The 23,377-nt window shown below is 67.8% G+C and carries 21 protein-coding genes; 10 read left to right on the forward strand and 11 right to left on the reverse strand.

The window, feature by feature from the left end:
- Positions 1-20 precede the first annotated feature (20 nt).
- Positions 21-620 (reverse strand): glutathione S-transferase N-terminal domain-containing protein, encoded by a 600-nt coding sequence (locus tag VHP37_19080; GenBank protein ID HEX2828466.1) that lies wholly within the window; start codon positions 618-620, stop codon positions 21-23.
- A gap of 59 nt (positions 621-679) precedes the next feature.
- Here VHP37_19080 and VHP37_19085 point away from each other — a divergent pair, with 59 nt between their 5' ends.
- Positions 680-2,236, forward strand: coding sequence for an ATP-dependent DNA ligase (locus tag VHP37_19085; GenBank protein ID HEX2828467.1), 1,557 nt, complete (start codon positions 680-682; stop codon positions 2,234-2,236).
- Here VHP37_19085 and VHP37_19090 read toward each other — a convergent pair.
- Entirely contained in the window at positions 2,233-2,865 is a 633-nt protein-coding gene (locus VHP37_19090; protein ID HEX2828468.1) for a hypothetical protein, read from the reverse strand. The two genes, VHP37_19085 and VHP37_19090, sit on opposite strands and share 4 nt — an antisense overlap.
- Before the next feature lie 133 nt (positions 2,866-2,998).
- Between VHP37_19090 and VHP37_19095 the strand changes: the two genes are divergently transcribed.
- Positions 2,999-3,796: an enoyl-CoA hydratase gene (locus tag VHP37_19095; protein HEX2828469.1), complete on the forward strand. Its 798-nt coding sequence runs from the start codon at positions 2,999-3,001 to the stop codon at positions 3,794-3,796.
- 270 nt (positions 3,797-4,066) lie between these two features.
- Here VHP37_19095 and VHP37_19100 read toward each other — a convergent pair whose 3' ends face one another.
- The 3 genes from VHP37_19100 to VHP37_19110 form a co-directional block, all read right to left on the reverse strand.
- Positions 4,067-4,978 (reverse strand): adenylate/guanylate cyclase domain-containing protein, encoded by a 912-nt coding sequence (locus VHP37_19100; protein HEX2828470.1) that lies wholly within the window; start codon positions 4,976-4,978, stop codon positions 4,067-4,069.
- Positions 4,979-5,042: 64 nt separating this feature from the next.
- Entirely contained in the window at positions 5,043-6,002 is a 960-nt protein-coding gene (locus tag VHP37_19105; GenBank protein ID HEX2828471.1) for a tripartite tricarboxylate transporter substrate binding protein, read from the reverse strand.
- Entirely contained in the window at positions 5,999-7,057 is a 1,059-nt protein-coding gene (locus VHP37_19110) for a metal-dependent hydrolase (protein HEX2828472.1), read from the reverse strand. The genes VHP37_19105 and VHP37_19110 overlap by 4 nt, the downstream gene beginning before the upstream one ends.
- 186 nt (positions 7,058-7,243) lie before the next feature.
- Here VHP37_19110 and VHP37_19115 point away from each other — a divergent pair, with 186 nt between their 5' ends.
- From VHP37_19115 to VHP37_19135, 5 genes are all read left to right on the forward strand, one after another.
- Complete coding sequence (locus VHP37_19115) at positions 7,244-7,435, forward strand: hypothetical protein (GenBank protein HEX2828473.1); 192 nt, start codon at positions 7,244-7,246, stop codon at positions 7,433-7,435.
- 12 nt (positions 7,436-7,447) lie between these two features.
- Positions 7,448-9,343, forward strand: coding sequence for an ATP-binding cassette domain-containing protein (locus VHP37_19120; GenBank protein ID HEX2828474.1), 1,896 nt, complete (start codon positions 7,448-7,450; stop codon positions 9,341-9,343).
- Between the two features lie 40 nt (positions 9,344-9,383).
- A complete protein-coding gene (locus VHP37_19125; GenBank protein ID HEX2828475.1) occupies positions 9,384-10,790 on the forward strand; it encodes an alkaline phosphatase in 1,407 nt (468 codons plus the stop codon).
- Between the two features lie 104 nt (positions 10,791-10,894).
- Complete coding sequence (locus VHP37_19130) at positions 10,895-11,815, forward strand: methyltransferase domain-containing protein (GenBank protein HEX2828476.1); 921 nt, start codon at positions 10,895-10,897, stop codon at positions 11,813-11,815.
- Positions 11,816-11,889: 74 nt separating this feature from the next.
- The gene (locus VHP37_19135) at positions 11,890-13,143 is read left to right on the forward strand and encodes a M48 family metallopeptidase (protein HEX2828477.1); all 1,254 of its coding nucleotides are present in this window, start codon (positions 11,890-11,892) and stop codon (positions 13,141-13,143) included.
- Here the strand turns inward: VHP37_19135 and VHP37_19140 are convergent, their stop codons facing one another.
- Entirely contained in the window at positions 13,144-14,922 is a 1,779-nt protein-coding gene (locus tag VHP37_19140) for a glycoside hydrolase family 15 protein (GenBank protein HEX2828478.1), read from the reverse strand. It abuts the gene before it with no gap.
- A gap of 36 nt (positions 14,923-14,958) precedes the next feature.
- Between VHP37_19140 and VHP37_19145 the strand changes: the two genes are divergently transcribed.
- The 3 genes from VHP37_19145 to VHP37_19155 all read left to right on the forward strand — a co-directional run bounded on the left by VHP37_19145 (position 14,959) and on the right by VHP37_19155 (position 18,763).
- Complete coding sequence (locus VHP37_19145) at positions 14,959-16,128, forward strand: alpha/beta hydrolase (GenBank protein HEX2828479.1); 1,170 nt, start codon at positions 14,959-14,961, stop codon at positions 16,126-16,128.
- Between the two features lie 177 nt (positions 16,129-16,305).
- Positions 16,306-17,274 (forward strand): tripartite tricarboxylate transporter substrate binding protein, encoded by a 969-nt coding sequence (locus VHP37_19150; protein ID HEX2828480.1) that lies wholly within the window; start codon positions 16,306-16,308, stop codon positions 17,272-17,274.
- A gap of 4 nt (positions 17,275-17,278) precedes the next feature.
- A complete protein-coding gene (locus tag VHP37_19155) occupies positions 17,279-18,763 on the forward strand; it encodes a tetratricopeptide repeat protein (GenBank protein ID HEX2828481.1) in 1,485 nt (494 codons plus the stop codon).
- Between the two features lie 29 nt (positions 18,764-18,792).
- Here the strand turns inward: VHP37_19155 and VHP37_19160 are convergent, their stop codons facing one another.
- From VHP37_19160 to VHP37_19180, 5 genes are all read right to left on the reverse strand, one after another.
- Positions 18,793-19,782, reverse strand: a complete 990-nt coding sequence (locus tag VHP37_19160; protein ID HEX2828482.1) for a tripartite tricarboxylate transporter substrate binding protein — start codon at positions 19,780-19,782, stop codon at positions 18,793-18,795.
- Between the two features lie 17 nt (positions 19,783-19,799).
- Positions 19,800-21,194 (reverse strand): MmgE/PrpD family protein, encoded by a 1,395-nt coding sequence (locus VHP37_19165; protein ID HEX2828483.1) that lies wholly within the window; start codon positions 21,192-21,194, stop codon positions 19,800-19,802.
- A gap of 95 nt (positions 21,195-21,289) precedes the next feature.
- Complete coding sequence (locus VHP37_19170; protein ID HEX2828484.1) at positions 21,290-21,610, reverse strand: hypothetical protein; 321 nt, start codon at positions 21,608-21,610, stop codon at positions 21,290-21,292.
- A gap of 4 nt (positions 21,611-21,614) precedes the next feature.
- A complete protein-coding gene (locus tag VHP37_19175; GenBank protein HEX2828485.1) occupies positions 21,615-21,824 on the reverse strand; it encodes a hypothetical protein in 210 nt (69 codons plus the stop codon).
- A gap of 363 nt (positions 21,825-22,187) precedes the next feature.
- Positions 22,188-23,354: an acyl-CoA dehydrogenase family protein gene (locus VHP37_19180; protein HEX2828486.1), complete on the reverse strand. Its 1,167-nt coding sequence runs from the start codon at positions 23,352-23,354 to the stop codon at positions 22,188-22,190.
- Between the last annotated feature and the right edge of the window lie 23 nt (positions 23,355-23,377).

Raw genomic sequence — 23,377 nt, forward strand, 5'->3', positions numbered from 1 at the left:
ACGCTGCAAGATTCGTGCGGTCAGCCCGCCTGCGGGGCGCGCCGGAACGATTCGCGCTGTGCGAGGCGCTCGGCGAGCTTCGCCAAGTTGGGGTGGGCCTCGCGCCACGCGACCTCCGGCAGCACCGCATCGAGGTAACCCAGTGCGTATCCGGCCGCGATATCGGCGAGCCCGAAGCGGCCGCCGTAGCAGAACTCGGCAGCCCCCAGCTCTTTTTCCATCGCCGCGAGACCCCGCTCGATCTTGAGGCGCTGCCGCTTGTGCCAGTCCTCGTCCTGCCTGCGCTCGCGGTCGTGCGAGGTCAGCACCGTGGCGTCGGCGATGCCGTCGCCGAGCGCTTCCCAGCGCTTCACGTCGATGCGGCCTTCGAAATCTTCCGGCACGAGGCGCGGCTCGCGCTTGTAGCCTTCGAGGTATTCGACGATCACCGGCGAGTCGTAAATCGCCTTGCCCGCGTCGGTGACGAGCACCGGGATCTTGGCGAGCGGGTTGTATGCCGGCACCGGCGAATCGGGCGTCGACGCCCGCGCCTGGACGTATTCGTACGGGATGCCTTTTTCTTCGAGGACGATGCGCACCTTGCGCGCATACGGGCTGCGGTCGACGCCGAACAGTTTCATGTGGACTCCTCCGGTTTTCTGCATTGTAAGGGGTCTGTTTGTTGCTCCGCGACGCTGCGATGACGCTCCTCGCCCACATCGTCGACGCTTCCGGCCGTGTCTCATCGACCTCGAGCCGGCTCGAGAAGATCCGCGCCATCGCCGACACGCTGCGGCAGGTCGCGCCGGAGGAGATTCCCGTCGCGATCGCCTACCTGTCCGGCGAGACGTGCCAGGGCAAGATCGGCGCGAGCTACGCGAGCCTGCGCGAAGCCGCCGAGTCGCCGCCGGCAGCGTCCCCCTTTCTGCAGCTCGGCGACGTCGACCGCGCGTTCGCCGGGCTCGTGACCATCAAAGGCAAGGGGTCGTCGGCCAGGCGTGCCGAGACGTTGGCAGCGCTCTTCTCGCAGGCGACCGCGCCGGAACAGGACTTCCTGGTGAGGCTCGTCGTGGGCGAGCTGCGGCAGGGCGCGCTGCGCGGGTTGATGCTCGAAGCGATCGCGGCCGCCGCGGCGATACCGGTCGCGGACGTGCGCCGCGCGGCGATGTCGGCAGGCGGGTTGGGCGACGTGGCGAAGGCTGCCCTGACCGAAGGCGCCGCGGGCCTCTCGGCGTTCACCGTAAAGCTCATGCAGCCGGTGCTGCCGATGCTGTCGCAGTCGGCGCAGAGCGCCGGCGAAGCGCTCGAGGCGCTCGGCGGCACCGCCGCTTTCGAATGGAAGCTCGACGGCGCGCGCGTGCAGGTGCACAAGTCGGGCTTCGACGTCCGGGTCTACACGCGCAACCTCAACGACGTCACCGAGCGCGTGCCGGAGATCGTCGCGGCGGTGCGTGCGTCGCGCAGCGCGAGCCTGATCCTCGACGGCGAGGCGATCGCGCTGCGTCCGGACGGCTCGCCGCTCTCGTTCCAGCTCACCATGCGCCGCTTCGGCCGCAAGCTGGACGTCGAAGCGATGCGCGCCGAGCTGCCGCTGTCGGTGTACTTCTTCGATTGCCTCTGGCGCGACGGCACGGCCCTCATCGACCATCCGGCGTCCGAGCGCTTCGCGGCGCTCGAGGCGAGCGTCCCGGCGGACACGTTGATTCCTCGCATCGTGACCTCCGATGCGGGCACAGCAGAAGCTTTCATGGATGAAACGATCGGCAAAGGCCACGAAGGCGTCGTCGCCAAAGCGCTGGCCGCGCCGTACGAAGCGGGACGCCGCGGGGCGAGCTGGATCAAGGTCAAGCGCGCCAACACGCTGGACCTCGTCGTCCTCGCGGCCGAATGGGGGCACGGCAGGCGCAGCGGCTGGCTGTCCAACCTGCACCTCGGCGCGCGCGACGAGGCGAACGGCGGCTACGTCATGCTCGGCAAGACTTTCAAGGGGCTCACCGACGAGATGCTGCGCTGGCAAACCGAGGCGTTCGCCAGGCACGAATCGCATCGCGACGGCTGGACCGTCTATCTCAGGCCCGCGATCGTGGTCGAGATCGCGTTCAACGAGATCCAGGAAAGCTCGCAGTATCCGGGCGGGCTGGCGCTGCGCTTCGCGCGGGTCAAAGGCTACCGGCCCGACAAGCGGCCGGAGGAAGCCGACACGATAGACACCGTCCGCGCCCTATACAGCGCACAGGTTCACGCCGGCGCTGCTTAGTCGGGCAGGTGGTCGCCCTGTTTCTTCACGAGCGCTTTGGCCCCGTCGGTCCACTTCGGCGGCTTGTCGCCGCTCTTGGCGGCGGCCTGCTGGGGCGGCGCGGCGGCCGGCGCGGCGGCCGGCTTCTGCACGACCGGCGGAGGCGCGATGGGTGTGGGCGAGGGCACGACCTTCGCGGTCTCGACCGGCTTCGCGGGCGGCGCGGCCTTGGACAGATCTGCCTTGCCGGCGCTCCGGGCGCCTTTCGTGTCCGGCGCGGACGCGACGGCGGGCTCGGCGGCTTTCGCTTTCGCGGCCCTGGTCCGAGCGATCTTGGCGCGCGCTTCGCGGGGCAGATAGCGGTTCGCGCAGCGGTGGATCTCGCGGTTGGTCGTGAATTGCAGGCAACGCCGCGCATCGGCGTCTTTCAGATGGCGGCTGTTGGTCGTGACGAGCCGCGGGATCTTCGGCTCGACGACCTTGGGGACCGGCGCGGCGGCCGAGGCCGGCGCGGGCGGCGCCGCAAGCTCGCGCGACTGCGGCACGGCCGAATCCGGGATGGCGCGCGGCACGGCGGGCTCGTAGGTCGTCTGTGCGCACACCGGCGCGGCGGCGAAGAGCGCTAAGGCCGCAATCCAGATGCTTTTCATCGTGAGCTCCCGTGGACTTCGAAAACCGCAAATTACGCGCAAAACGCGTGCGAGCGCAATGTCATAATCGAATCAAACGCCTGCAGCATCCCGCGTTCCCACCTGAAACCGATCTCACCTGAAGGAGGAAACCATGAGCCTTTCCACGACCGACAAGCTGATCGCCCGCAAAGAGAACGGCATCGGCTGGGTGATCTTCAACCAGCCGGAGCGCCGTAACGCGATGACGCCCGAGATGACCGACAGCATGCGCATCGCGCTCGAAAGCTATGCGACCGACGACGAAGTGCGCGTGGTGATCCTGCGCGGCGAAGGCGACAAGGCTTTCGTGTCCGGGGCCGACATCTCCAAGTTCGCCGAGACCCGCTCGACGCTGGAGCTCGTGCGCGCGGGCGACGCGCGCTCCGAAGCGGCCAACCGGGCGCTGCGCGAGTGCCCGAAGCCGACGATCGCGATGATCCGCGGCTACTGCATGGGCGGGGGACTGGGTGTGGCGCTGGCGTGCGACCTGCGCATCGCGGCCGAAGGGTCGCGCTTCGGCGTTCCGGCTGCCAAGCTCGGCGTGGGCTACAAGTACAGTGGACTGAAGCGCCTGGTCGACATCGTGGGCCCGTCGTTTTGCGCCGAGATCTTCTATACGGGCCGCCAGTTCAGCACCGACGAAGCGCTCGCAATGGGCCTGGTGAACCGCGTGCTGCCCGCCGACCAGCTCGAGAAATACGTGATGGACTACGCGAAGACGATGGCGAACAACGCGCCGCTGACGATCAAGGCGGTGAAGCGCTGCCTGATCGAGATGCGCAAGAACGAGGCGGAACGCGACATCGAGCTCTGCGACACCATGGTGGAAGCGTGCTTCGCGAGCACCGATTTCACCGAAGGCCGGACGGCGTTCATGGAGAAGAGGAAGCCGGCGTTTACGGGCCGGTAACAGATCGTCATTCCCTCGAAGGTGGCGCGCGCCGCGTCATTCCCGCGAAGGTGACGCGCAACATCATTCCCGCGAAGGTGACGCGCAGCGTCATTCCCGCGAAGGCGGGAACCCATTCGACGCGCAGCGTCGTCCTGGCGAACGCCAGGATCCATTTTCGACGATGTTGAAAGTCAACATGGCTCCCGGATCGTGTCCGCTATCGCGGACAGGTCCGGGACGACGCGACTACCTCGCGTCGGCTAGCGCGCGGTCGGGAATGACGAAATCCTACCGGTCCGTAGCGCGGCGGCCTTCGTGGCGGTAGCGGATCAGGTTGTCGGTGTTCTGATCCGCCGCCATCCCCACCGAGATGACCCCGCTGCCCGCGAGGTGCACCGCCTCGCGCCGCAGGAATTGCGGGATGCCGCTCTGGTCGGGGACGACGAAGGTGCCGTTGCTGCTGTGGTCGGTGAGGACGAAGCTCGTGCGCTGCACCTCGATCGTCGCATGGCGGCGCGAGGCGAGCTCGCTCTCGATGACGAGGCCGCAGGTGTTCTCGCGCCCGATGAGGAGCGGCGGCGCGGTGGTTTCCATCCGCAGCTCCTTGCCGCGGTGGATGAGCACCAGCGCCGCGCCGGCTTCGCGCTTCGCCGACGGCACGATGATCGTGACGTTGGTCGCATCGCCGATGTAGCTGTAGATCTCGAGCGACTCGGGCCGGCCTTTGACCGACGTCGTATCGAGGAGGCGCACGGTGGCGCGCTCCTCCGGCCGCAGGCGCTCGGCGCACGCGCCGGACATGAGGATCTCGCCGGGCCCCGAGCGCGCGAGCACGCGGGCCGCGACGTTGACCGTGTCGCCGTAGACGTCCGCGTCGGCGCGGATCACCGGACCCACGTGCAGCCCGATCTTCAGCCGAAGCTGGCCGTCGCGCAGCGCGTCCTGGATCTGTATCGCGCTGCGGTAACCCTGGAATACCGTCGGGAACGTGACCATCGCGCCGTCGCCGATCGTCTTCACCACGGTGCCGCCGTTGGCGGCCGTGGTATCGGCGACCACCTTCAGACACTGCGCCGCGAGATTGTGCGCGACGCTGTCGCCGAGGTCGTGATAGAGCCGTGTGCTGTCGCAGATGTCGGCGAACAGGACGGTGAGCGTCTCGGCGGCTAGTGTTTCGGACGTGTCGGGCGGTTCGCCCATTACACGGGTCTCCCTGGTCTGGCGGGGCGGCGAAGGCGATTGTCGCCCATCGGCCGCCGGCGGTTCAATCCACTCGGATGTTCGCACGCACGATAACCGCGCGCCATTGCATTAAGTCCTTGCGGATGTGCTCAGCGAGCGCCTCGGGCGTTCCGCCTTCGGGCTCTATTCCGTTGGCGAGGAGCGTCTTCTCCATCTCGGGCGCGTTCACGATCTTTCGGACTTCGCCGTTCAGCCTATCCTGGATCGCGCGCGGCAGCCCTTTCGGCGCGATCAGGGCGTGCCAGTTGGTCGCCTCGTAGCCGGGCAGGCCGGATTCGGCGATCGTCGGCACGTCGGGATCGGCGCGCGTGCGTTTGGCGCTGGTCATACCGAGCACCCGCAGCTTGCCCGCGCGCGCGTACGGCATGCCCGTCTGCGGCGGCGACCACACGAGCTGGATCTCGCCGGCCATGAGATCCACCAGCGCCGGCGCGCCGCCCTTGTAGGGCACGTGCATCATCTTCACACCGGCCTGGTGCAGAAAAAGCTCGGTCGCGAGGTGCACGATGGTTCCCTGGCCGGCGGTGCCGAAAATGACCTGCCCGGGTTTGCCCTTCGCGAGCGCGATCAGCTCCCGGGCGTTCTTCGCCGGGAGCGAAGGGTGCGCCAGCACCGCCAGCGGCCCTTTGCCTTCCATGACGATCGGCGTGTAGTCGGCCAGCGCATCGTACTTGATCGAGCGTACGCTGGGATTGATCGTGTAGCTCGGCGTGATCTGGGTCAGCGTGTAGCCGTCGGGGGCCGCGCGCATCCCCATGTCGAAACCGAGGCTCGCCCCGCCGCCGGGGCGGTTGTCGACGATGACCTGCTGGCCGAGGGCTTCGCCCAGCTTCTGGCCGATGAGCCGCGCGACGAAGTCGGAGCCGCCGCCGGGCGCGAACGCCACGATGACGCGGATGGGTTTGACGGGATACTGCTGGGCGTGCGCGGTCGCGGCAGCGCAGGCGATCGCAGCCGCCGCGCACACGATACGGTTTCTCAAGTCTTGCCTCCGGATTTGCGGGATGCGGGCCGCGAGGGCTCGCGTGCGAGCGACGCCGGGTCGACGCCGCGCAGCATCGCGAAGAAGCGCGCGCGCTTGTCGCCGGACCAGTCGCGAAACGTATGGAACGCGACGTGGTGCTCTTCGCGCTCGGGAAAGATCTCGATCCCCCACAAGGGACGCGTGTCGTCGGGCAGCATCGAGTAGCGGATGTCGCCGATGACATTGGGCCGCGTCGGGTGGCGGGCGAGCCAGCCGTTCGACACTTTGGCGAAACGAACGACGTCGGCGGCCTGCACGCTGTTGAGCGTGAGCGGGGGCACGAGATCGATCGGGTCGACGCGCCTCGCGTGCCCGCCGGCATACAGACGGGGCGCCGAGAAGGCTCCGACCCGCACCGCGTCCACCACGTAGTCGGCGCCGGCCTGGTACACGCAGCGCCACACCAGGAGGTTGCCGAGCGTGGGCTTCACTTCATACCGCTCGACCTTGTGTCCGCGCTTCGCCGCGGTGCGCTCTATGAAAGTTTCGGCGCGCTCGCGCTGTATCCAGCCGACGGTGAGATACGACGCCGCGAGCACGAGGGTCACGGCGGCGGCGCTCGCGCTCCTGCGCCGGTAAGCCGCGATCGCGCCGAAGAGCAGGATCGCGGTCACGACCGGATCGATCACCGCGACGACGTTCGCCGCGAACCTGCGGTCGCTGAACGGCCACAGGAGCTGGGTGCCGAAGCTGGTGCAGGCATCGAGCAGGATGGCCGAGAGATAACCGGCGAGCGACGCGACGAAGAGCGGCAGGAAGCCGAGCCGGCCCTTGAGCGCCAGCCACAGCACACCCGCGACGAGCGCGGCGCCGACCGGCGCGGCGACGAAAGAGTGCGTGAACTGGCGGTGGAACTCGAGCACGAGCAGCGGATCGGTGTCCGATCCGATCAGCACGTCGGCGTCGGGCAGCAGCGCCGCGGCCGCGCCGGCGAGCAGCGACAGCCGCGTGCGCGCGCGGTCCGCGGCATAACCGCTGACCGCGCCGAGCAATGCGTGAGAGAGGAGATCCATTCGATTTGGAAATGGATTCCCGGTAGCTCCGGCTCGCGCCGGCCGGGAATGACGGTGTTTCGTCATTCCCGCGAAGGCGGGAATCCATCCTGATTTCGTACCGGTCGAATGTAGCGTGAACCGGTCAGCGCGCAAAGAAGCGCAGGCCAGTCGTGCTACCCTACGGTGCCGTACTCCCACTTCGTCATGAAGACCTTACTCGCCGTGCTCGCGCTGACGTGTCTCGCTTCCGGATGCACCGTGCTCTCGGTCACCGGCAGCGTGGTTTCGACGGGCGTCTCGGTTGCAGCGACCGCGGTCGAAACCGGGGTCAGCGTCGCCGGCGCCGGCATCCGAGGCGTGGCGCACGCCGTCACGCCTTCCGACGACAAGAAATAAAGCCGGCTCTCCATGCCTTTGCTCACGCTCGACCGGGCGTCGCTCGCCTTTGGCGATGCGCCGCTCCTCGATCACGCCGACCTCGAGCTCCAGCCCGGCGAGCGCGTCGCGCTCATCGGGCGTAACGGCAGCGGCAAGACCAGCCTGTTCAAGGTGCTCGCGGGACAGCAGGCGCTCGACGACGGCACGGTGTGGCGCTCGCCGGGACTGCGCGTCGCGTTCGTCGCGCAGGAGCCGCCGCTGGATCCGCAGCACACCGTGTACGAAGCGGTCGCCGCGGGCCTCGGCCATCTCCAGCGCACGCTGACCGAATATCACCGGCTGACGCAAAGCCTGTCGACTTCGCCCGCAGACCTCGAGCGGCTGCACGCGCTCCAGCACGAGCTCGAGCACGGCGACGGTTGGCGCATCAACTCGCGCGTGGAAGCGCTGATCGACAGGCTCGCGCTGCCCGCGGACGCTCTCGTGGGCGAGCTGTCGGGCGGCCTGCGCAAGCGCGTCGCGCTCGCGCAGGCGCTGGCGTGCGATCCCGAAGTGTTGCTGCTCGACGAGCCGACCAACCATCTCGACATCGCCGCGATCGAGTGGCTGCAGGACCTCATCCACGGCTTCAACGGCGCGACGCTCTTCATCACCCACGACCGGCGCTTTCTCGACGAGGTCGCGACGCGCGTGATCGAGCTCGACCGCGGCCGGCTCTCGAGCTTCGACGGGACGTACGCGGAGTATCAGCGGCGCAAGGACGAGATGCTCAACGCCGAAGCGCTCGCCGCCGAGCGCTTCGACAAGCTGCTCGCGCAGGAAGAGGTGTGGATCAGGAAGGGCATCGAAGCGCGGCGCACGCGCAACGAAGGCCGAGTGCGCAGGCTGCAGGAGCTGCGGCGCGAGCGCGCCGAGCGCCGCGACCGCCTCGGGCAGGTCGAGTTCGCGCTGGCGCAGGGCGAGCGCTCGGGGCGCATGATCGCCGAGCTCTTCGACGTGTCGAAGGCATACGACCGGCCGATCATCCGCGATTTCAGCACCCGCATCGTGCGCGGCGACCGCATCGGGCTCGTCGGTCCCAACGGCGCGGGCAAGACGACGCTGCTCAAATTGATCCTGGGCGAGATCCAGCCCGACAGCGGCCGCATTCGCCGCGGCACCAACCTCGAGGTCGCGTACTTCGACCAGCTGCGCGAGCAGCTCGACGACGAGGCGACGCTCGTCGACACGATCAGCAAAGGCGCGGACTACATCGAGATCGGCGGCACGAAGAAGCACGTGATGAGCTATCTGGGCGACTTCCTGTTCCGGCCCGAGCGCGCACGCGCGAAGGTCTCGGCGCTGTCGGGCGGCGAGCGCAACCGGCTGCTGCTCGCGCGGCTCTTCTCCCGCCCCGCGAACGTGCTCGTGCTCGACGAGCCGACCAACGACCTCGACATCGAGACGCTGGAGCTCCTCGAAGAGCTGCTGCAGGAATACGACGGCACGCTGTTCCTGGTGAGCCACGACCGCGCCTTTCTCGACAACGTGGTCACCTCGGTCATCGCTTTCGAAGGCGACGGGCGCTTGCGCGAATACGTCGGCGGGTACTCCGACTGGGTGCGGCAGCGGCCGGCGCCGGCCGCGCCCGAGCAGGCCAAGCCCACGCCGCCGAAGCCCGCGCCCCAGCCCGCGTCACGCGCCAAGCCCGTCAAGCTCACGTTCAGGGAGACGCGCGAGCTCGAGGCGCTGCCCGGCCAGATCGAAGCGCTGGAAAAAGAACAATCGGAGATCACCGCGCAGCTCGGCGACAGCGAGCTTTATCGCACCGATCCGGATAGAGTAAAGGCGCTCCAGCAGCGTTACAGCGACATCGAAAACGAGCTGATGAACAGCCTCGCGCGCTGGGAGGCGCTCGAAGCGAAGCAGGCCGCAACCAAAACGTAGGGTGCGTGGTCACGCACCGTGCAGGACCACCGGAGGGGAGATGACCCAAAGTCTGCTGCGCGCCTGCGCCGCCGCGTTGATCGCAGTCGCGCTGACCGTCCTGGGCGGCTGTGCGGTTCAGCCCGAAACCCGCGCCGCTTCGCCGAAAAACATCATCATCCTCTACGGCGACGGCGCCGCCGCGACCCAATGGGAGCTCGGCCGCTACACCAGCCGCGAGCTGCGCAACGCGCCGTATGCGGTTACCGACGTGGTGTTCAAACGCGGCACGCTCGGCCTGCTCTCCACCTCGTCGGCGAGCTCGCCGGTGACCGACTCGGCAGCCGCCGCGACCGCGATGTCCACGGGCCGCAAGACGAACAACGACATGGCCGGCGTCACCGCCGACGGCAAGCCCGCGACGACCCTCATGGAGATCGCGAAGGCGCGCGGCAAGCGCATCGGGCTCGTCACGACGGCGACGGTGTACGACGCCTCGCCCGCGGCTTTCAGCGTCCACGCGAAATCGCGCCGCGAATACCAGAGCATCGTCGACCAGCTCTACGCGCTCGAGCCCGACGTGCTGCTGGGCGGCGGCCGCGATTACTTCCTGCCGAAAGGGCAGGGTCCCGGCAGGCGCAGCGACGCACGCGACGTCGTCGCGGCGTTCCGCGGCAAAGGCTATGCGGTGGTGCAGGATCCGGCGGCGCTGACTGCGACGACGGGCCCACGCCTGCTCGGGCTTTTCGACGACCAGGACATGGATCACGAGATCGACCGGCAGCCACGCGAGCAGCCGTCGTTCGGCGAGATGGCGGCCGCGGCGCTGCGCGTGCTGTCGGCGTCGAATCCGAGCGGCTTCGTGCTGTTCCTCGAGAACGAGAACATCGACACCGCCGGCCATCGCAACGACGCCGCCGCGCTGGTGCGCGATCTGTGGGCGTTCGACGAAGGCGTCCGCGCCGCTCTCGACTTCCGGCAGAAAAACCCCGACACGCTGATCGTCGTCACCGGCGATCATGAGACCGGGGGCTTGAGCATGACCTACGCCCAGAAGGACCTCTCGACGCTGTCGTCGTCGAACCGCTTCTACCCGCAGCGCGCGCACCTCGACCTGCTGATGGGCATTCGCGGCTCGCTCGACAAGGCCGCGAAGCGCCTCGGCCGCAAGCCCGCGCCCGAGCTCCTCGACAAGGTGCTCGCCGAGCAGTTTCCGGGATTCACCCTCGATGCCGACCTGCGCGCGGCGCTCCTTTCGGGCGCGGCGCTCGACCGCAACGCCGCCTACGTGCCGCACGCCGTGCTCGGCCGCATGGTCGCCCGCCAGACCGGCATCTACTGGGGCACCAGCGGCCATACCACCGAGCCGGTGGCGGTCGGGGCGATCGGCCCCGGCGAGACGCTCTTCAGGGGCTATATGGACAACACCGACTTCGCCAAAGCGCTCCACACGCTGCTGGGTCGCTAGCCGCATCGCCGGAACAAGCGGCGGGGATGCCCGCTATTCGCGGCTTCGTCCGGACCGCGCGGGAGCAAAAATAGCGGCTCTTCCACGCATCCGAGAGCCGCGACGTGATCACCGAAAGCCAGAGCGAAAGCTCGTACCTGGGCCAGTTCATTCCCGTTCATTACCACCACAACATGCTGATGGACGAGAACCGCATGGTCCCGTTCAAGGCGGCGATCGACTACGCGGTCTTTCCCGGCGCCAAGGTGCTCGAGCTCGGCGGCGGCACCGGCGTGCTGTCGTGGTTCGCGGCCCAGCATGCGAGCAAAGTCTGGTGCGTCGAGTTCAACCCCGACATGGTGCGCGAGGCGCGGCGGTTTCTCGCCGCGAACCCGAACGGTCACAAAGTCGAGGTGGTGCACGCGGACGCTTTCGAATACCTGCCCCCCGAGCCGGTCGACGTCGTGATCTGCGAGATGATCCACGTCGGCATGCTCAGGGAGAAACAGGTCGAGGTGATCGAGGCTTTCAAGCGCCGCTACAAGGCGCGCTTCGGCGGGCCGCTGCCGCGCTTCATCCCCGAAGCGGTGCTGATGGCGGTGCAGCCGCTGCAGCAGGACTACAGCTTCCACGGTTTCAACGCGCCGATCGTGCAATTCCAGGATCACGGCAAATCGGAACGCACGGTCGAGCTCTCCGAGCCGATGATCTACAGCACGCTCGACTTCACCTATCCGGTCGGGATGGACATCGCGTGGGAAGGCGATTTCACCATCGCCCGCGCCGGCACCGTCAATGCGCTGCGCTTCGTCACGCGCAACATCCTCGCGGTCACGCGCAATCCGCCCGGGACGATCGACTGGCTGAACCACTACATGGCGCTGCCGCTCGCGCAACCGATGCGCGTGCGCGAGGGCGACGTGCTGCGCGTGGGTTTCGGCTATCGCGCCGGCGGGTCGATCCCGTCGCTGCAGGCAAGCCTGCGCGCGGAGGTGGTTCAGGACGAGGTAGTCGAGCAGGAGACGAGGGTTCGCGCCTGCGCTTGAAGTCGCTGAAAACGCGCTGTGCCGCATTGCCGCGCGCGTGATAGATTTTCGAGAAAAACAGCGGGGAGGAATCCATGCGCACCTGGCTGATCGCGGCGCGTATCGCGCTCGGCATCGCGCTGCCGGTGCTTGCCGGTTGCGCCGCCAATGCCGTCACCGGCCGCAGCCAGCTCCTGCTGGTGTCGGAGGAGCAGGCGATCTCAGGCTCGGCTTCGGCCTACACGACCATGATCGGCGGCCTCGACAAGAAGAAGCGCCTCGAGCGCGGCACTGCCCGCGTCGAGCGCGTGAAGGAGATCACTAACCGGCTGGTCGCGGAGGCGGTGCGCTTCCGTCCGGATTCGGCCAACTGGCGCTGGGAAGTGCAGGTGATCGACGAGCCCAAGACGGTCAACGCTTTCTGCATGGCCGGCGGCAAGATGGGCATCTACACCGGGTTCTGGGAGAAGCTCCACGCGAGCGACGACGAGGTCGCGGCGGTCATGGGTCACGAGATCGGCCATGCGCTGGCGAGTCACACGCGCGAGCGCATGTCGGTCAGCATGGCGACCGGCATAGTGACGGCGGTGCTCGCCGCCGCTGTCTCGAACAGCAGCAATTACGGCCGCAACAGCGCGGCGCTCGGCACCGCTGCCGCGGTCGCCGTGACGTTGCCCAACAGCCGCGAAGGCGAGACCGAAGCCGACCAGATCGGCATCGAGCTCGCGGCCCGGGCCGGTTACGACCCGCGCGCGGCGGTGACGCTGTGGCAGAAGATGGCGAAGGAAGGCGGCGGACCTATCGAGTTCCTCTCGACCCATCCTTCTCCCGAGAACCGCGCGCAGCGACTGAACGAGCTCATCGCGAAGGTCGACCCGCTGTACCGCCGCGCCAGAGCGAATCCGGCCAGGGATCTGCCGGACTTCCTCAGTCCGAATCCTTCCGAACGACCGGCGGGGACCGCCTCGCGCACCGATTACGTGGCGCGCGTCGCCGCCGAGCCCGAGGTGATGACGTTCGTCTCGGAGGATTTCGATCGATTCAAGTCGGGCAAAGCAGTGTTCAGCTGCACTACCGAGTGCGCGCTCGCCTACGGCTTTCAGAAGAGCACATGGAAGACGCTCTACGAAAAGCACCAATGGCGCGACCTCGCGCTGCGCGTGATGAAGGTCGGCTACGACAACGATCTCTCGTACTTCCTGCTCGCGGAAGCGGCGAACGGCATGGGGCTGAAGGACGCCGCCGCGACCTACCGCAGGCGCGCGAAGGCGGCGACCGCCGCCGGCAAGACCTGCGGCGGCTCGTTCAACACGTGTGAAGGATTGCTGGTCGGCGAGACGACGCCGTAATTACACCGCCACGGGCGGCGGCGTCCCCTGCAGCCGGCACAGGCACGCGATGATGGCCACGTGCGAGAGCGCCTGCGGGAAGTTGCCGATGAGGCGTTTCGCGTGCGGATCGTATTCTTCCGCCAGCAGCCCCACGTCGTTGCACAATCCCAGCACGCGATCGAACATCGCCCGTGCCTCGTCGCAGCGGTCGAGCAGCGTCAGCGCGTTCGCGAGCCACAGGGTGCACGCGATGAACACGCCTTCGCCGGGCGGCAGGCCCTCCACGTTCGGATCGGTGCGGTAGCGCATCACCAGTCCGTCGACGACGAGCTCGCGCTGGATCGCGTCGATGGTGCCGAGCACGCGCGGATCGTGCGCCGGCAGGAACCCGACGAGCGGGATCATGACGAGGCTCGCGTCGACCTCCTTGCAGCCGTAGTACTGCACGAACGTGCCGCGCCCGGCGTCGTAGCCGTTGCGGCACACGTCCTCGTGTATCTCCGCGCGGATCGCGCGCCAGCGCTCGAGCGGCGCTTCGAGCTCGAACTGCTCGGCGGACGCGATCAGCCGGTCGAACGCGAGCCACGCCATCACTTTCGAGTGCGTGAAGTGCCGCCGCGGGCCGCGCACTTCCCAGATGCCTTCGTCGGGCTCTTGCCACGCCGTTTCGAGGAACTCCGCGAGCGCGAGCTCGACCTTCCAGGCGTCGCCGTTGGGCTCGATGCCTTCCGCGCGCGCGACGTGCAGCGCCGCCGCGACCTCGCCGAACACGTCGAGCTGGAATTGCGTGAAGGCGGCGTTGCCGATGCGCACGGGTTTGGAGCCCATGTAACCCGGCAGCCACGGCAGCTCGATCTCGGTCAGGCGGCGCTCGCCCGCGAGGCCGTACATGATGTTCACCTGCGACGGCGTTCCCGCGACCGCGCGCACGAGCCACAGGCGCCACGCGCGCGCTTCGTCGATGTAGCCGCTGCGCATGAACGCGAACAGCGAGAACGTCGCGTCGCGCAGCCAGCAGATGCGGTAATCCCAGTTGCGCACGCCGCCGATCTTCTCGGGCAGCGAGGTCGTCGGCGCGGCGACGATGCCGCCGGTCGGCGCGTAGGTGAGTGCCTTCAGCGTGATCAGCGAGCGCATCACCGGGTCGCGATGCGGGCCGTCGTAGGTGCAGCGCGACGACCACGTTTTCCACCATTCGTAGGTATGCGCGAGCGCGGTCTCGGCATCCAGCGGCGGCGGTGCGTCGTCGTAGGACGCATGCCACGTCATGACGAACGCGACCGATTCGCCTTCGCGCATCTCGAAGTCGGCGACCGTGGTCAGCGCTTCGCCGCGCAGCTTCACCGGCGTGTGGATCGTCAGGCAGTCGGGACCCGCGACGGCGCGCCAGCCGTCGCGCGACTGCGACACCCACGGCACCACCGCGCCGTAATCGAAGCGCACGACGAGCTGCATGTGCATCGCGACCGCGCCGCGCGTGCCGCGCACGATGCGCACCAGCCGCGGATGGTTGGCGCGCACGCGCATGAAATCGACGACCGTCACCGCGCCGGTCGGCGTGACGTGCTCGGTTTCGAGCACCAGCGTGTCTTCGACGTAGCGCCGCGTCGTCGAAAGGACCTCGCCCGCCGGCGCGAGCAGCCAGCGGCCGTGCTCGGGCGTGCCGAGGAGGGCGGCGAAGCACGCGCCGGAATCGAAGCGCGGCAGGCACAGCCAGTCGATGGAACCTTCGCGCGCGACCAGCGCCGCCGAGTGGCAGTCGCCGATGAGGGCATAGTCTTCGATCGGTGAGGGCATGGTCGGGCGGGCTATACTCGGGTGCAGGAGGAGGTCATGCACATTCCGCTAGCGATCAACATGCCGATCAAGCTGTTGTGCGTGCTGATCCTGCTGACCTCATGTACGACCATGTCGACCGACGCACCCGATTCGAGCCGTAAGCTGATCCTTGCCGAGCAAGGTTACTTTTTCGTCGGCGGCCACTATACCAAGACCGCCGACGGCGAGATCCGCGTCGGCCAGATGTACGTGCAGTACCAGATCCCCGAGAATCGCACGCAGCCGTATCCGGTCGTGATGTGGCACGGCGGCGGCCAGACCGGCACCAATTTCATGGGCACGCCCGACGGGCGCAAAGGCTGGGGCGATGACTTCCTGCAGCGCGGCTACGCGGTGTACATCGTCGATCAGCCCGGACGCGCGCGCTCCGGTTTCTTCACCGACGTCTACGGTCCGACGCGGCGGCCGAACACCGGGGCGATGTCGAGCCGCTTCACCGCGCCCGAGAAGGGCAATCTCTATCCGCAGGCCAAGCTCCACACGCAGTGGCCCGGCAGCGGCGTGCCCGGCGACGAGACCTTCGATCAGTTCTTCGCGTCGCAGGTCGAGGACATCCGGGATCTCAACGTCATCGAGCAGATGAACCGCGACGCGGGCGTCGCGCTGCTCGACAGGATCGGACCTGCCGTACTGCTCACGCACTCGCAGTCCGGACCGTTCGGCTGGGCGCTCGCCGATGCGCGGCCGAAGCTCGTCAAAGGCATCCTTGCAATCGAGCCCAACGGCCCTCCGTTCTACGAGAACACGATCGTCGGCGAAGCGAAGGGCTGGTTCCAGGACGGACCGATGGGCCGCGCGTGGGGGATCACGCGCAACGCCCTGACGTACTCGCCGGCGGTGAACGACCCGAAAGACCTGCGCATGACGCGCGAGGCCGCGCCGAGCGGGCCCGATCTGGTGCGCTGCTGGCTGCCCGCGCAGCCCGCGCCCCAGCTCACCAACCTGAAAGGCATTCCGATCCTGATCGTCGCGAGCGAAGCGTCGTACCATGCGCCGTACGATCACTGCACGTCGCAGTACCTCCGCAACGCCGGCGTGGCGAACGACTTCGTGCGCCTCACCGATCTGCACATCCACGGCAACGGCCACATGATGATGCTCGAGAAGAACAATCTCGAGATCGCGGCGTTTCTGGATCGGTGGAGCCGCGAACACATCAAATGAACGTCATCCTGGACCGCGCGCCAGCCGACGCGACATTGTCGCGTCGTCCCGGACCTGTCCGCGACAGCGGACGTGATCCGGGAGCCATTTTGAATTTACGTCAATATGGGTCCCCGCCTGCGCGGGGACGACGCTGTGCGTCGCCTTCGCGGGAATGACGTATTTACGAGGAGAACCATGAGCATCAAGAAGATCTTCGCAGCGGCGGCCCTCGCCGCTGCCGCCGCATGCGCACACGCGCAGAGTTATCCGTCCAAGCCGATCCGCCTCATCCTGCCGTTCCCGCCGGGCGCGCCGAGCGACCTTGTCGGCCGCACGATCGGGCAGAAGATGGGCGAGCAGATGGGGCAGAACCTCGTTCCGGACAACCGCACCGGCGCGGGCGGCACGGTCGGCCTCGCGCTCGTCGCCAAGTCGCCGCCCGACGGCTACACGGTCATGGTGAGCTCGCCGACGATCGCGCTGTCGCCGCTGCTCTATTCGAATCTTCCCTACGACGTGATGCGGGACTTCGCGCCCGTCGCGCGGCTGGCATCGATCGAGAACGTGCTGCTCGTGCACCCTTCGGTGCCGGCGAAGACGCTGAAGGAGTTCATCGCGCTCGCGCGCGCGCAGCCGGGCAAGCTCAACTACGGCTCCGGCGGTCCGGGCACGACCAACCATCTCGCCAACGAGCTCCTGAAGAGCCTGGAGAAGATCGACATGGTTCACGTGCCTTACAAAGGCGCGACGCTCGCGACGACCGCGCTCATGGGCGGCGAAGTGGACGAAGTGATCGTGTCGGTCGCGTCGGTGCTGCCGCTCATCAAGGCGGGCCGCGTGAAGCCGCTCGCCGTGCTGTCGGAGAAGCGCGTCAAGACGCTGCCGCACGTGCCGACCTCGACCGAGGCGGGCCTGCCCAACTTCAAGATGTCGATCTGGTACGGCATGTTCGCGCCGGCCGGCATGCCGAAAGAGATCGTGCAGCGCCTGTATCGCGAAGCGGTGAAAGCGTACGAGGATCCGGCGCTCCTGAAGCACATGGCCGCGGCCGGCATGGATCCGTGGCTGGGCACGCCCGAGCAGATGGGCGCGCTGCTGAAGAACGAGATGGCCCGCTATTCGAAGATCATCCAGGCGGCGGGCATCAGGAAAGACGCGCTGTAACGCGATGCTCCGGAATCTGCTCCGCGGCGCGTTCCGGCGCCGCGAGCCCGGTGCGCAGGAGCGTTACGACCGCGCAGTCCGGCTGGAGCAGCAGAAGCGACTGACCGAAGCGGTCCGGCAATACACCGCCGTGCTCGCTCTCGGCGCCGAAAGCGCGGCGGTGCATGCGCAGCTTGCGAATTGCTACGCGCGCCTCGGGCGCGGCGCCGAGGCGGTCCCGCATTACCGTCGCGCGGCCGAGCTCGATCCGCGGGCGGGCTACGTCGAGCACAGCGTGCTCGGCGCGCTCAACTTCGTCCCGGACATCACGCCAGAGGCAGTGTTCGAAGCGCATCGGGCATGGGGAGAGCGGCTCATGGCGAGCGTGCGGCCCGTGTTGCAGCACAGCCGTTCGAACGAGCGCATACGCGTGGGCTACGTCTCGCCCGACCTGAGACGGCATCCGGTGACATATCTCTTCGCGCCGGTGCTGGAGCACCACGACCGCGCGCGCTTCGAGATCTACTGCTACGACCCGGTGGGCGATGGGGACGCGGTGACCGTGCGGCTCAAGCGCGCGAGCGAGCACTGGCGTGAGGTCGCCGGGCGATCGGACGAGGCGATCGCGGAGACTGTGAACGACGACCGTATCGACATCCTCGTCGACCTGGCAGGCCATACCACGCACTCACGGTTGCGCGCGTTCGCGATGAAGCCGGCGCCGGTGCAGGTGAGCTGGCTCGGCTATTTCAATACGACAGGGCTGCCGACGATGGATTACTTCATCAGCGATCCGCACTCGTCGCCCGAAGGGCAGCAGCGGTGGTTCAGCGAGAGTCTGTGGCGGCTGCCGCACACGCGCTTTCCGTACGAGCCGCCCGCGTTCGCGCCCGAGGTCGGGCGGCTTCCGGCGCGCGCCAGGGGCGGCGTCACGTTCGGCTGCTTCAACAACCTCTCGAAAGTGAACGATCGCGTCATCGCGCTGTGGGCGCGCGTGCTCGACGCGGTGCCGGGAAGCCGTGTGAAGATCGTCGCGATCGGCCTGCACGACGAGGGTAATCGCGAATACTGGCGCGAGCGATTCGCGAGTCGCGGCATCGCGCCGGACCGTGTCGAGCTCTCGCCGTTCCTGCCGCACGAGGCGCTGCTCGCCGCGTACGGCGAGGTCGACATCGCGCTCGACCCGTTTCCGTTCGCGGGCGGGCTGACGAGCCTCGAAGCGCTCTACATGGGCGTGCCGGTGGTCACGCTGGAGGCGCCGATGCTGCCGGGCCGTCAGACGATCTCGTTCCTGCGCAATGTGGGGCTGGAGACGCTCGTCGCGGCGGACGAGGAGGCGTACGTCGCCGCGGCAGTGCAGCTTGCAGACGATCTCGACGCGCTCGCCGCGCTGCGTGCCTCGCTGCGCGAGCGGATGCGCGCGTCGCCGCTGATGGATTACGCCGCCTTCACGCGCGACTTAGAGAAAGCGTACGAGCAGATGCTGGACGTCGTTCCCGACCCGCGATAGCGGAAGGGATCGGGAATCCATTTTGACGTTCAGTCGAGTCGTATGTTCGCCGCCTTGATCACCTTCGCCCAGCGCCCCGACTCTTCGCGCATGTAGCGCGTGAGCTCTTCGGGCGAAGATGGCGACGGCTCGGCGCCGGCGCCCATCAGGCGCTGATGCACGTCGGGCGCGGCGAGCGCTTTGGCGACCGCGCCGTTCAACTGCGTCACGATCTCCTTCCTCATGCCTTTCGGGCCGAAGAGGCCGTACCACGTGGTGTATTCGTAGCCGGGGACGCCCGCTTCGGCGATCGTCGGCACGTCGGGCAGCGCGGGCGAGCGCTTGCCGCTGCCGATCGCGAGCATCTTCACGCGGCCGTTCTTCCAGTGGCCGAGCACCGTCGGGATGCTCGAGAACTGCAGCTGCACGTTGCCGGCGATCAGATCGTTCATCGCGGGACCGCCGCCTTTGTACGCGACGTGCACGATGTCGATCTTCGCCATGTACTTGAGCATCTCGCCGCCGAGATGGTTGGGCGTGCCGATGCCGCTGGAGGCGACGTTGAGCTTGCCGGGATTGGCGCGCGCGTAGGCGATCAGCTCCTTCACGTTGTTCGCCGGCAGCGACGGCGTGGCGACGAGCGCCTGCGGATTGACGTTGGTGCGGCTGATCGGCGAGAAATCGCGAAACGCGTCGTAGGGGAGCTTGGCTTGCAGCAGCGGGTTGATGACCATCCCCGAGGACGTGCCGAGCAGCAGCGTGTATCCGTCCGACGGCGCCTGCGCGACGATCATCGTCGCGAGCACCCCGCCCGCGCCGCCGCGGTTGTCGACGACCACCGGCTGCCCGAGTATCTCGGAGATCTTCTGCGCCACCGGGCGCCCGACGAAGTCGGTGGTCCCGCCCGGCGGGTAGGTGATGACGAAGCGGATCGGGTGAGTCGGGAAAGCCTGTCCTGAGCCTGTCGAAGGGCTCTGGGCCGCCGCGAGCGTCGCGGCGCAGCCGAGCGCGGCCGCAACGGCCGTGGTGACGCGTTTCATGTTGCCTCCTCGTGTTGTTATCGCAGCAGGTCGACGATTTCGTCGATGTCGTCGATCTCTTCCAGCCGTTGCAGTGCTTCAAAAGCTTGCCGGGGGTCTGACCCCGTTTTATCGGGGTCAGACCCCGGTTTGTACGCGCAATCCATGAACTTCACGCGCAGATCGTCCCACGACAATTCGCGTGCGGGCGAGCCCGGCGCCTTGTCGACGCGGATCGTCTCGCTGCGGCCGTCGCGCAGCTTCACCTCGACCTGCACGAAGCCGCGGCTGCCCGAGCTCCTCTTGTCGAAATCGGGATCGTCGCCGCGCGACGAAGCATCCTCGCGCGCGTCGATGCGATCGTACAGGGCCGCGATCTCCGGACGGTTGACCGCCTCGTCGGTGAACGTCGCGATGGCGTACCCGCCGTCGAGCGCGCCGGCCGCGAGCGCGTACTGCAGGCTGAACTTGCTTTCGAGCCCGGTCGTGGGGCGCGGATAGGTGAGCACCTGCATGCCGCCCGGCGGCATGCGGCAGACGATCTTCTCGACGTCCTGCGCTTCGAAGCCGAGCTTGGCGCGCAGCGCCAGCAGCCCGTCCATCGCGCGATGGCACGCATAGCAGCACGGAAATTTTTTCAGCGCGAGCCCCGGATCGCAGATGACGAACGGACGGCCCAGGCGCTCGGCGGTGAGATCGGCGTCGGACTCGGCGACCCCGAGCGTCGAATAGAGGCCGGACTTGGCTTCGAGGATATCGTCGGCGGCGGTGAAGCCGCACGACGCGAGGCGCCATGCGGTGAGCGCGCTGCGCGCGGCGATCCCGGTGTGCAGAGGCTTGGTCATCGTGCCGAAGTTGCGGCGCAGGCCGCTCGCCATCGACGCGGCGATGCCGAAAGCGATGCGCGAGGTCTCGACGTCCGCGCGGTGGATTTTCAGCAGGGCAGCCAGCCCGGAGAAGAGCGCGAGCGAGCCGGTCGCGTGGTAGCCGCGGTGGTAGTGGCCGACGGTCATGCCGAGGCCGATCTTGCCGCCGATTTCGATGCCGATGACGTAGGCTTCGAGGAAGTCGCGGCCGCTGACGCGCCTGCCGTCGAGGCTCGCGAGCGCCGCGGCGAGGATCACCGCCGACGGATGCGCCGGCATCATCGACAGCACGTCGTCGTAATCGAGGGCGTGGCCGAAGGTGCCGTTGACCAGCGCCGCGGTTTCGGGCGAAGCGGTCGTCCCGGTGCCGAGGATGGGAACGTCGCCCGGCGCGCGCGACGCGGCGACGTAGCGCTCGAGCGGTTCGGTGACTTCGGATTTCGCGCCGGACAGGATCGCCGCAAACGTGTCGGCGATCGCCTTCTTCGCCTTGGGAATTGCGTCGGGAGGTAGTGCGGCGAGCGTCGTCTCGTGGATGAACGCGGCGACGCGTGCGGTGGCGGACATCAGCGACTCCGATGGTCGGGCATCGCCCGATTATCGCATCGCGAAAGTCCGCGAGCGCCGGCGCTTATGCACCGACGCTGGTAGAGCGCTGCGCTTTAGCGCTTGCCGGTCGCTGCGCCGGTCGGATCGATGATCGCGCCGCCGGCGGGTCCTGCACCGTCGCGCGACATGCCGGGCGGCGTGTTGCCGCGCTGGTTTTCCTTCTCGCTGGGCCCGGTCGTGCCGGAGCCGCTGCCCATCGTTCCGCCGGTGCCGGAGGGCACCGCGACGTTGCCCGAATCGGTCGGCACGATCGCCTTGGAGGCGCTGATCGAGCCGTCAGTCGTCTTGTCCGCGGTGGTTGCGGCGACCGAGCACGCGCCGAGCGGCAGCGCCAGCACGATCGCGAGCGCCGCGGCAGTGCCGCGCGCGTTCACGGTCTTACCCCAGCACGGTCACGTCGGGCGAGCGCAGTCCGGCTGCGCGCGCGAGCATGGCCGCGTATTGAACGGCTGCGTCCTTGGTCTTGAAGACGCCGCCGGGAATGACTTTGCGCGAGAAGGCGACGACCCACGTCGCGGCGCTCGCACGAGCGACGACGAAAGCGGATTTCCTGCGGCGTTCGATCTGGCCAGTAGACTTGCGGTTCATGTTCGGTCCTTTCTGATCGTTTTAGGGGGACTGCCACACGGCCTCTCCCGACGCCTAGCCTTGACGCAGAAACCGTGCCAGGCGCCGTGCTGCCCTGCGGAAGCGCAATGAAAGTCAGTGTAGGCGCGAGGCCGCGCGGGCGATGCGCGGATTAGCGCCGGAAAACCGGGCTTTCCGGCGTTAAAGAAACCCGAGATCATGTCGTGTCGGGCGGACGAAAAGGCGTTCGTCGCCGATTCCCAACAGCGCGGTTTTACATTCGTGGAAAAAATGGGACAAAGGTCCACGCCGCTGGTCGGTGCGGCTGAAGCCGCACCTCCCCGCGCGACGGCGCGCTTATGCGCCTGGCGGCGCGACGCGAGATCAATATGACTTGGGGAGTCCGAGCACCTTCTCGGCGATGAAACAGAGGATGAGCTCCGGGCTCACCGGCGCGATCCGCGGGATGAACGCTTCGCGCAGGAAGCGCTCGACGTGGTATTCCTTCGCATATCCCATGCCGCCGTGCACCATCACCGCGGTCTCGCAGGCCTGGAAGCACGCTTCGCCGGCGAGATACTTCGCGGCGTTCGCTTCCGCCCCGCACGGTCGACCGGCGTCGTACAGGCTCGCCGCCTTATACGCCATGAGGTTCGCCGCCTCGAGCGCCATCCAGCAGCGCGCGAGCGGGTGCTGGATGCCCTGGTTCCGGCCGATCGGGCGGTCGAAGACGACGCGCTCGCGGGCGTACTCGGCCGCGAGCGACAGCGCCGCCTGGCCGAGTCCGACCGCTTCCGCGGCGACCAGCACGCGCTCTGGATTGAAGCCGTGGAGGATGTATTCGAAGCCGCGGCCTTCCTCGCCGACGCGGTCTTCCACCGGCACGCGCAAATCGTCGATGAACAACATATTGGAATCGACCGCCTTGCGCCCCATCTTCTCGATCTCGCGGACTTCGACGTGCGCGCGGTCCAGGTCGGTGTAGAAGAGCGTCAGGCCGCTTGTGGGCTTCTCGACCTCCTCGAGCGGGGTCGTGCGCGCGAGCAGCAGGATCTTGTTGCAGACCTGCGCGGTCGAAGTCCAGATCTTCCGGCCCGACACCACGTAATGGTCGCCGCGGCGGAGAGCCTGGGTCTTGAGGTGCGTGGTGTCGAGCCCGGTGTTCGGCTCGGTCACGCCGAAGCACGCGCGGTCACTGCCTGCGATGAGCGGCGGCAGCCAGCGCTGCTTCTGCTCCGCGGTCGCGTATACGACGACCGGGTTCAGGCTGAAGATGTTCATGTGGACCGCCGACGCGCCCGACATCCCGGCGCCGGACGCGGCGATCGTCTGCATCATCACCGCCGCCTCGGTGATGCCGAGGCCCGCGCCGCCGTACTCCTGCGGCATGGCGATGCCGAGCCAGCCGTCGCGTGCGAGCGTCGCGTGGAAATCGAGCGGAAAACCGCCTTCGCGGTCGCGCTTCGCCCAGTAGTCGAGATCGAATTCGGCGCAGATCTTCGCGACCGCGTCGCGGATCGCCTGCTGGTCTTCGGTGAGTGAGAAATCCATGGGGGAATTCTATCGCGCCGCTT

This window comes from Burkholderiales bacterium (assembly GCA_036262035.1).
In the GTDB taxonomy this organism is placed as follows: Bacteria; Pseudomonadota; Gammaproteobacteria; order Burkholderiales; family SG8-41; genus JAQGMV01.

Bases quoted from the DNA above. Each gene is read 5' to 3' on its own strand.
- VHP37_19150 (HEX2828480.1), top strand. From the start codon at position 16,306: ATGAGCATCAAGAAGATCTTCGCAGCGGCGGCCCTCGCCGCTGCCGCC.
- VHP37_19155 (HEX2828481.1), top strand. From the start codon at position 17,279: ATGCTCCGGAATCTGCTCCGCGGCGCGTTCCGGCGCCGCGAGCCCGGT.
- VHP37_19135 (HEX2828477.1), top strand. From the start codon at position 11,890: ATGCGCACCTGGCTGATCGCGGCGCGTATCGCGCTCGGCATCGCGCTG.
- VHP37_19080 (HEX2828466.1), bottom strand. From the start codon at position 620: ATGAAACTGTTCGGCGTCGACCGCAGCCCGTATGCGCGCAAGGTGCGC.
- VHP37_19115 (HEX2828473.1), top strand. From the start codon at position 7,244: ATGAAGACCTTACTCGCCGTGCTCGCGCTGACGTGTCTCGCTTCCGGA.
- VHP37_19085 (HEX2828467.1), top strand. From the start codon at position 680: ATGACGCTCCTCGCCCACATCGTCGACGCTTCCGGCCGTGTCTCATCG.
- VHP37_19125 (HEX2828475.1), top strand. From the start codon at position 9,384: ATGACCCAAAGTCTGCTGCGCGCCTGCGCCGCCGCGTTGATCGCAGTC.
- VHP37_19160 (HEX2828482.1), bottom strand. From the start codon at position 19,782: ATGAAACGCGTCACCACGGCCGTTGCGGCCGCGCTCGGCTGCGCCGCG.
- VHP37_19175 (HEX2828485.1), bottom strand. From the start codon at position 21,824: ATGAACCGCAAGTCTACTGGCCAGATCGAACGCCGCAGGAAATCCGCT.
- VHP37_19145 (HEX2828479.1), top strand. From the start codon at position 14,959: ATGCACATTCCGCTAGCGATCAACATGCCGATCAAGCTGTTGTGCGTG.
- VHP37_19165 (HEX2828483.1), bottom strand. From the start codon at position 21,194: ATGTCCGCCACCGCACGCGTCGCCGCGTTCATCCACGAGACGACGCTC.
- VHP37_19100 (HEX2828470.1), bottom strand. From the start codon at position 4,978: ATGGGCGAACCGCCCGACACGTCCGAAACACTAGCCGCCGAGACGCTC.
- VHP37_19110 (HEX2828472.1), bottom strand. From the start codon at position 7,057: ATGGATCTCCTCTCTCACGCATTGCTCGGCGCGGTCAGCGGTTATGCC.
- VHP37_19180 (HEX2828486.1), bottom strand. From the start codon at position 23,354: ATGGATTTCTCACTCACCGAAGACCAGCAGGCGATCCGCGACGCGGTC.
- VHP37_19090 (HEX2828468.1), bottom strand. From the start codon at position 2,865: ATGAAAAGCATCTGGATTGCGGCCTTAGCGCTCTTCGCCGCCGCGCCG.
- VHP37_19120 (HEX2828474.1), top strand. From the start codon at position 7,448: ATGCCTTTGCTCACGCTCGACCGGGCGTCGCTCGCCTTTGGCGATGCG.
- VHP37_19095 (HEX2828469.1), top strand. From the start codon at position 2,999: ATGAGCCTTTCCACGACCGACAAGCTGATCGCCCGCAAAGAGAACGGC.
- VHP37_19140 (HEX2828478.1), bottom strand. From the start codon at position 14,922: ATGCCCTCACCGATCGAAGACTATGCCCTCATCGGCGACTGCCACTCG.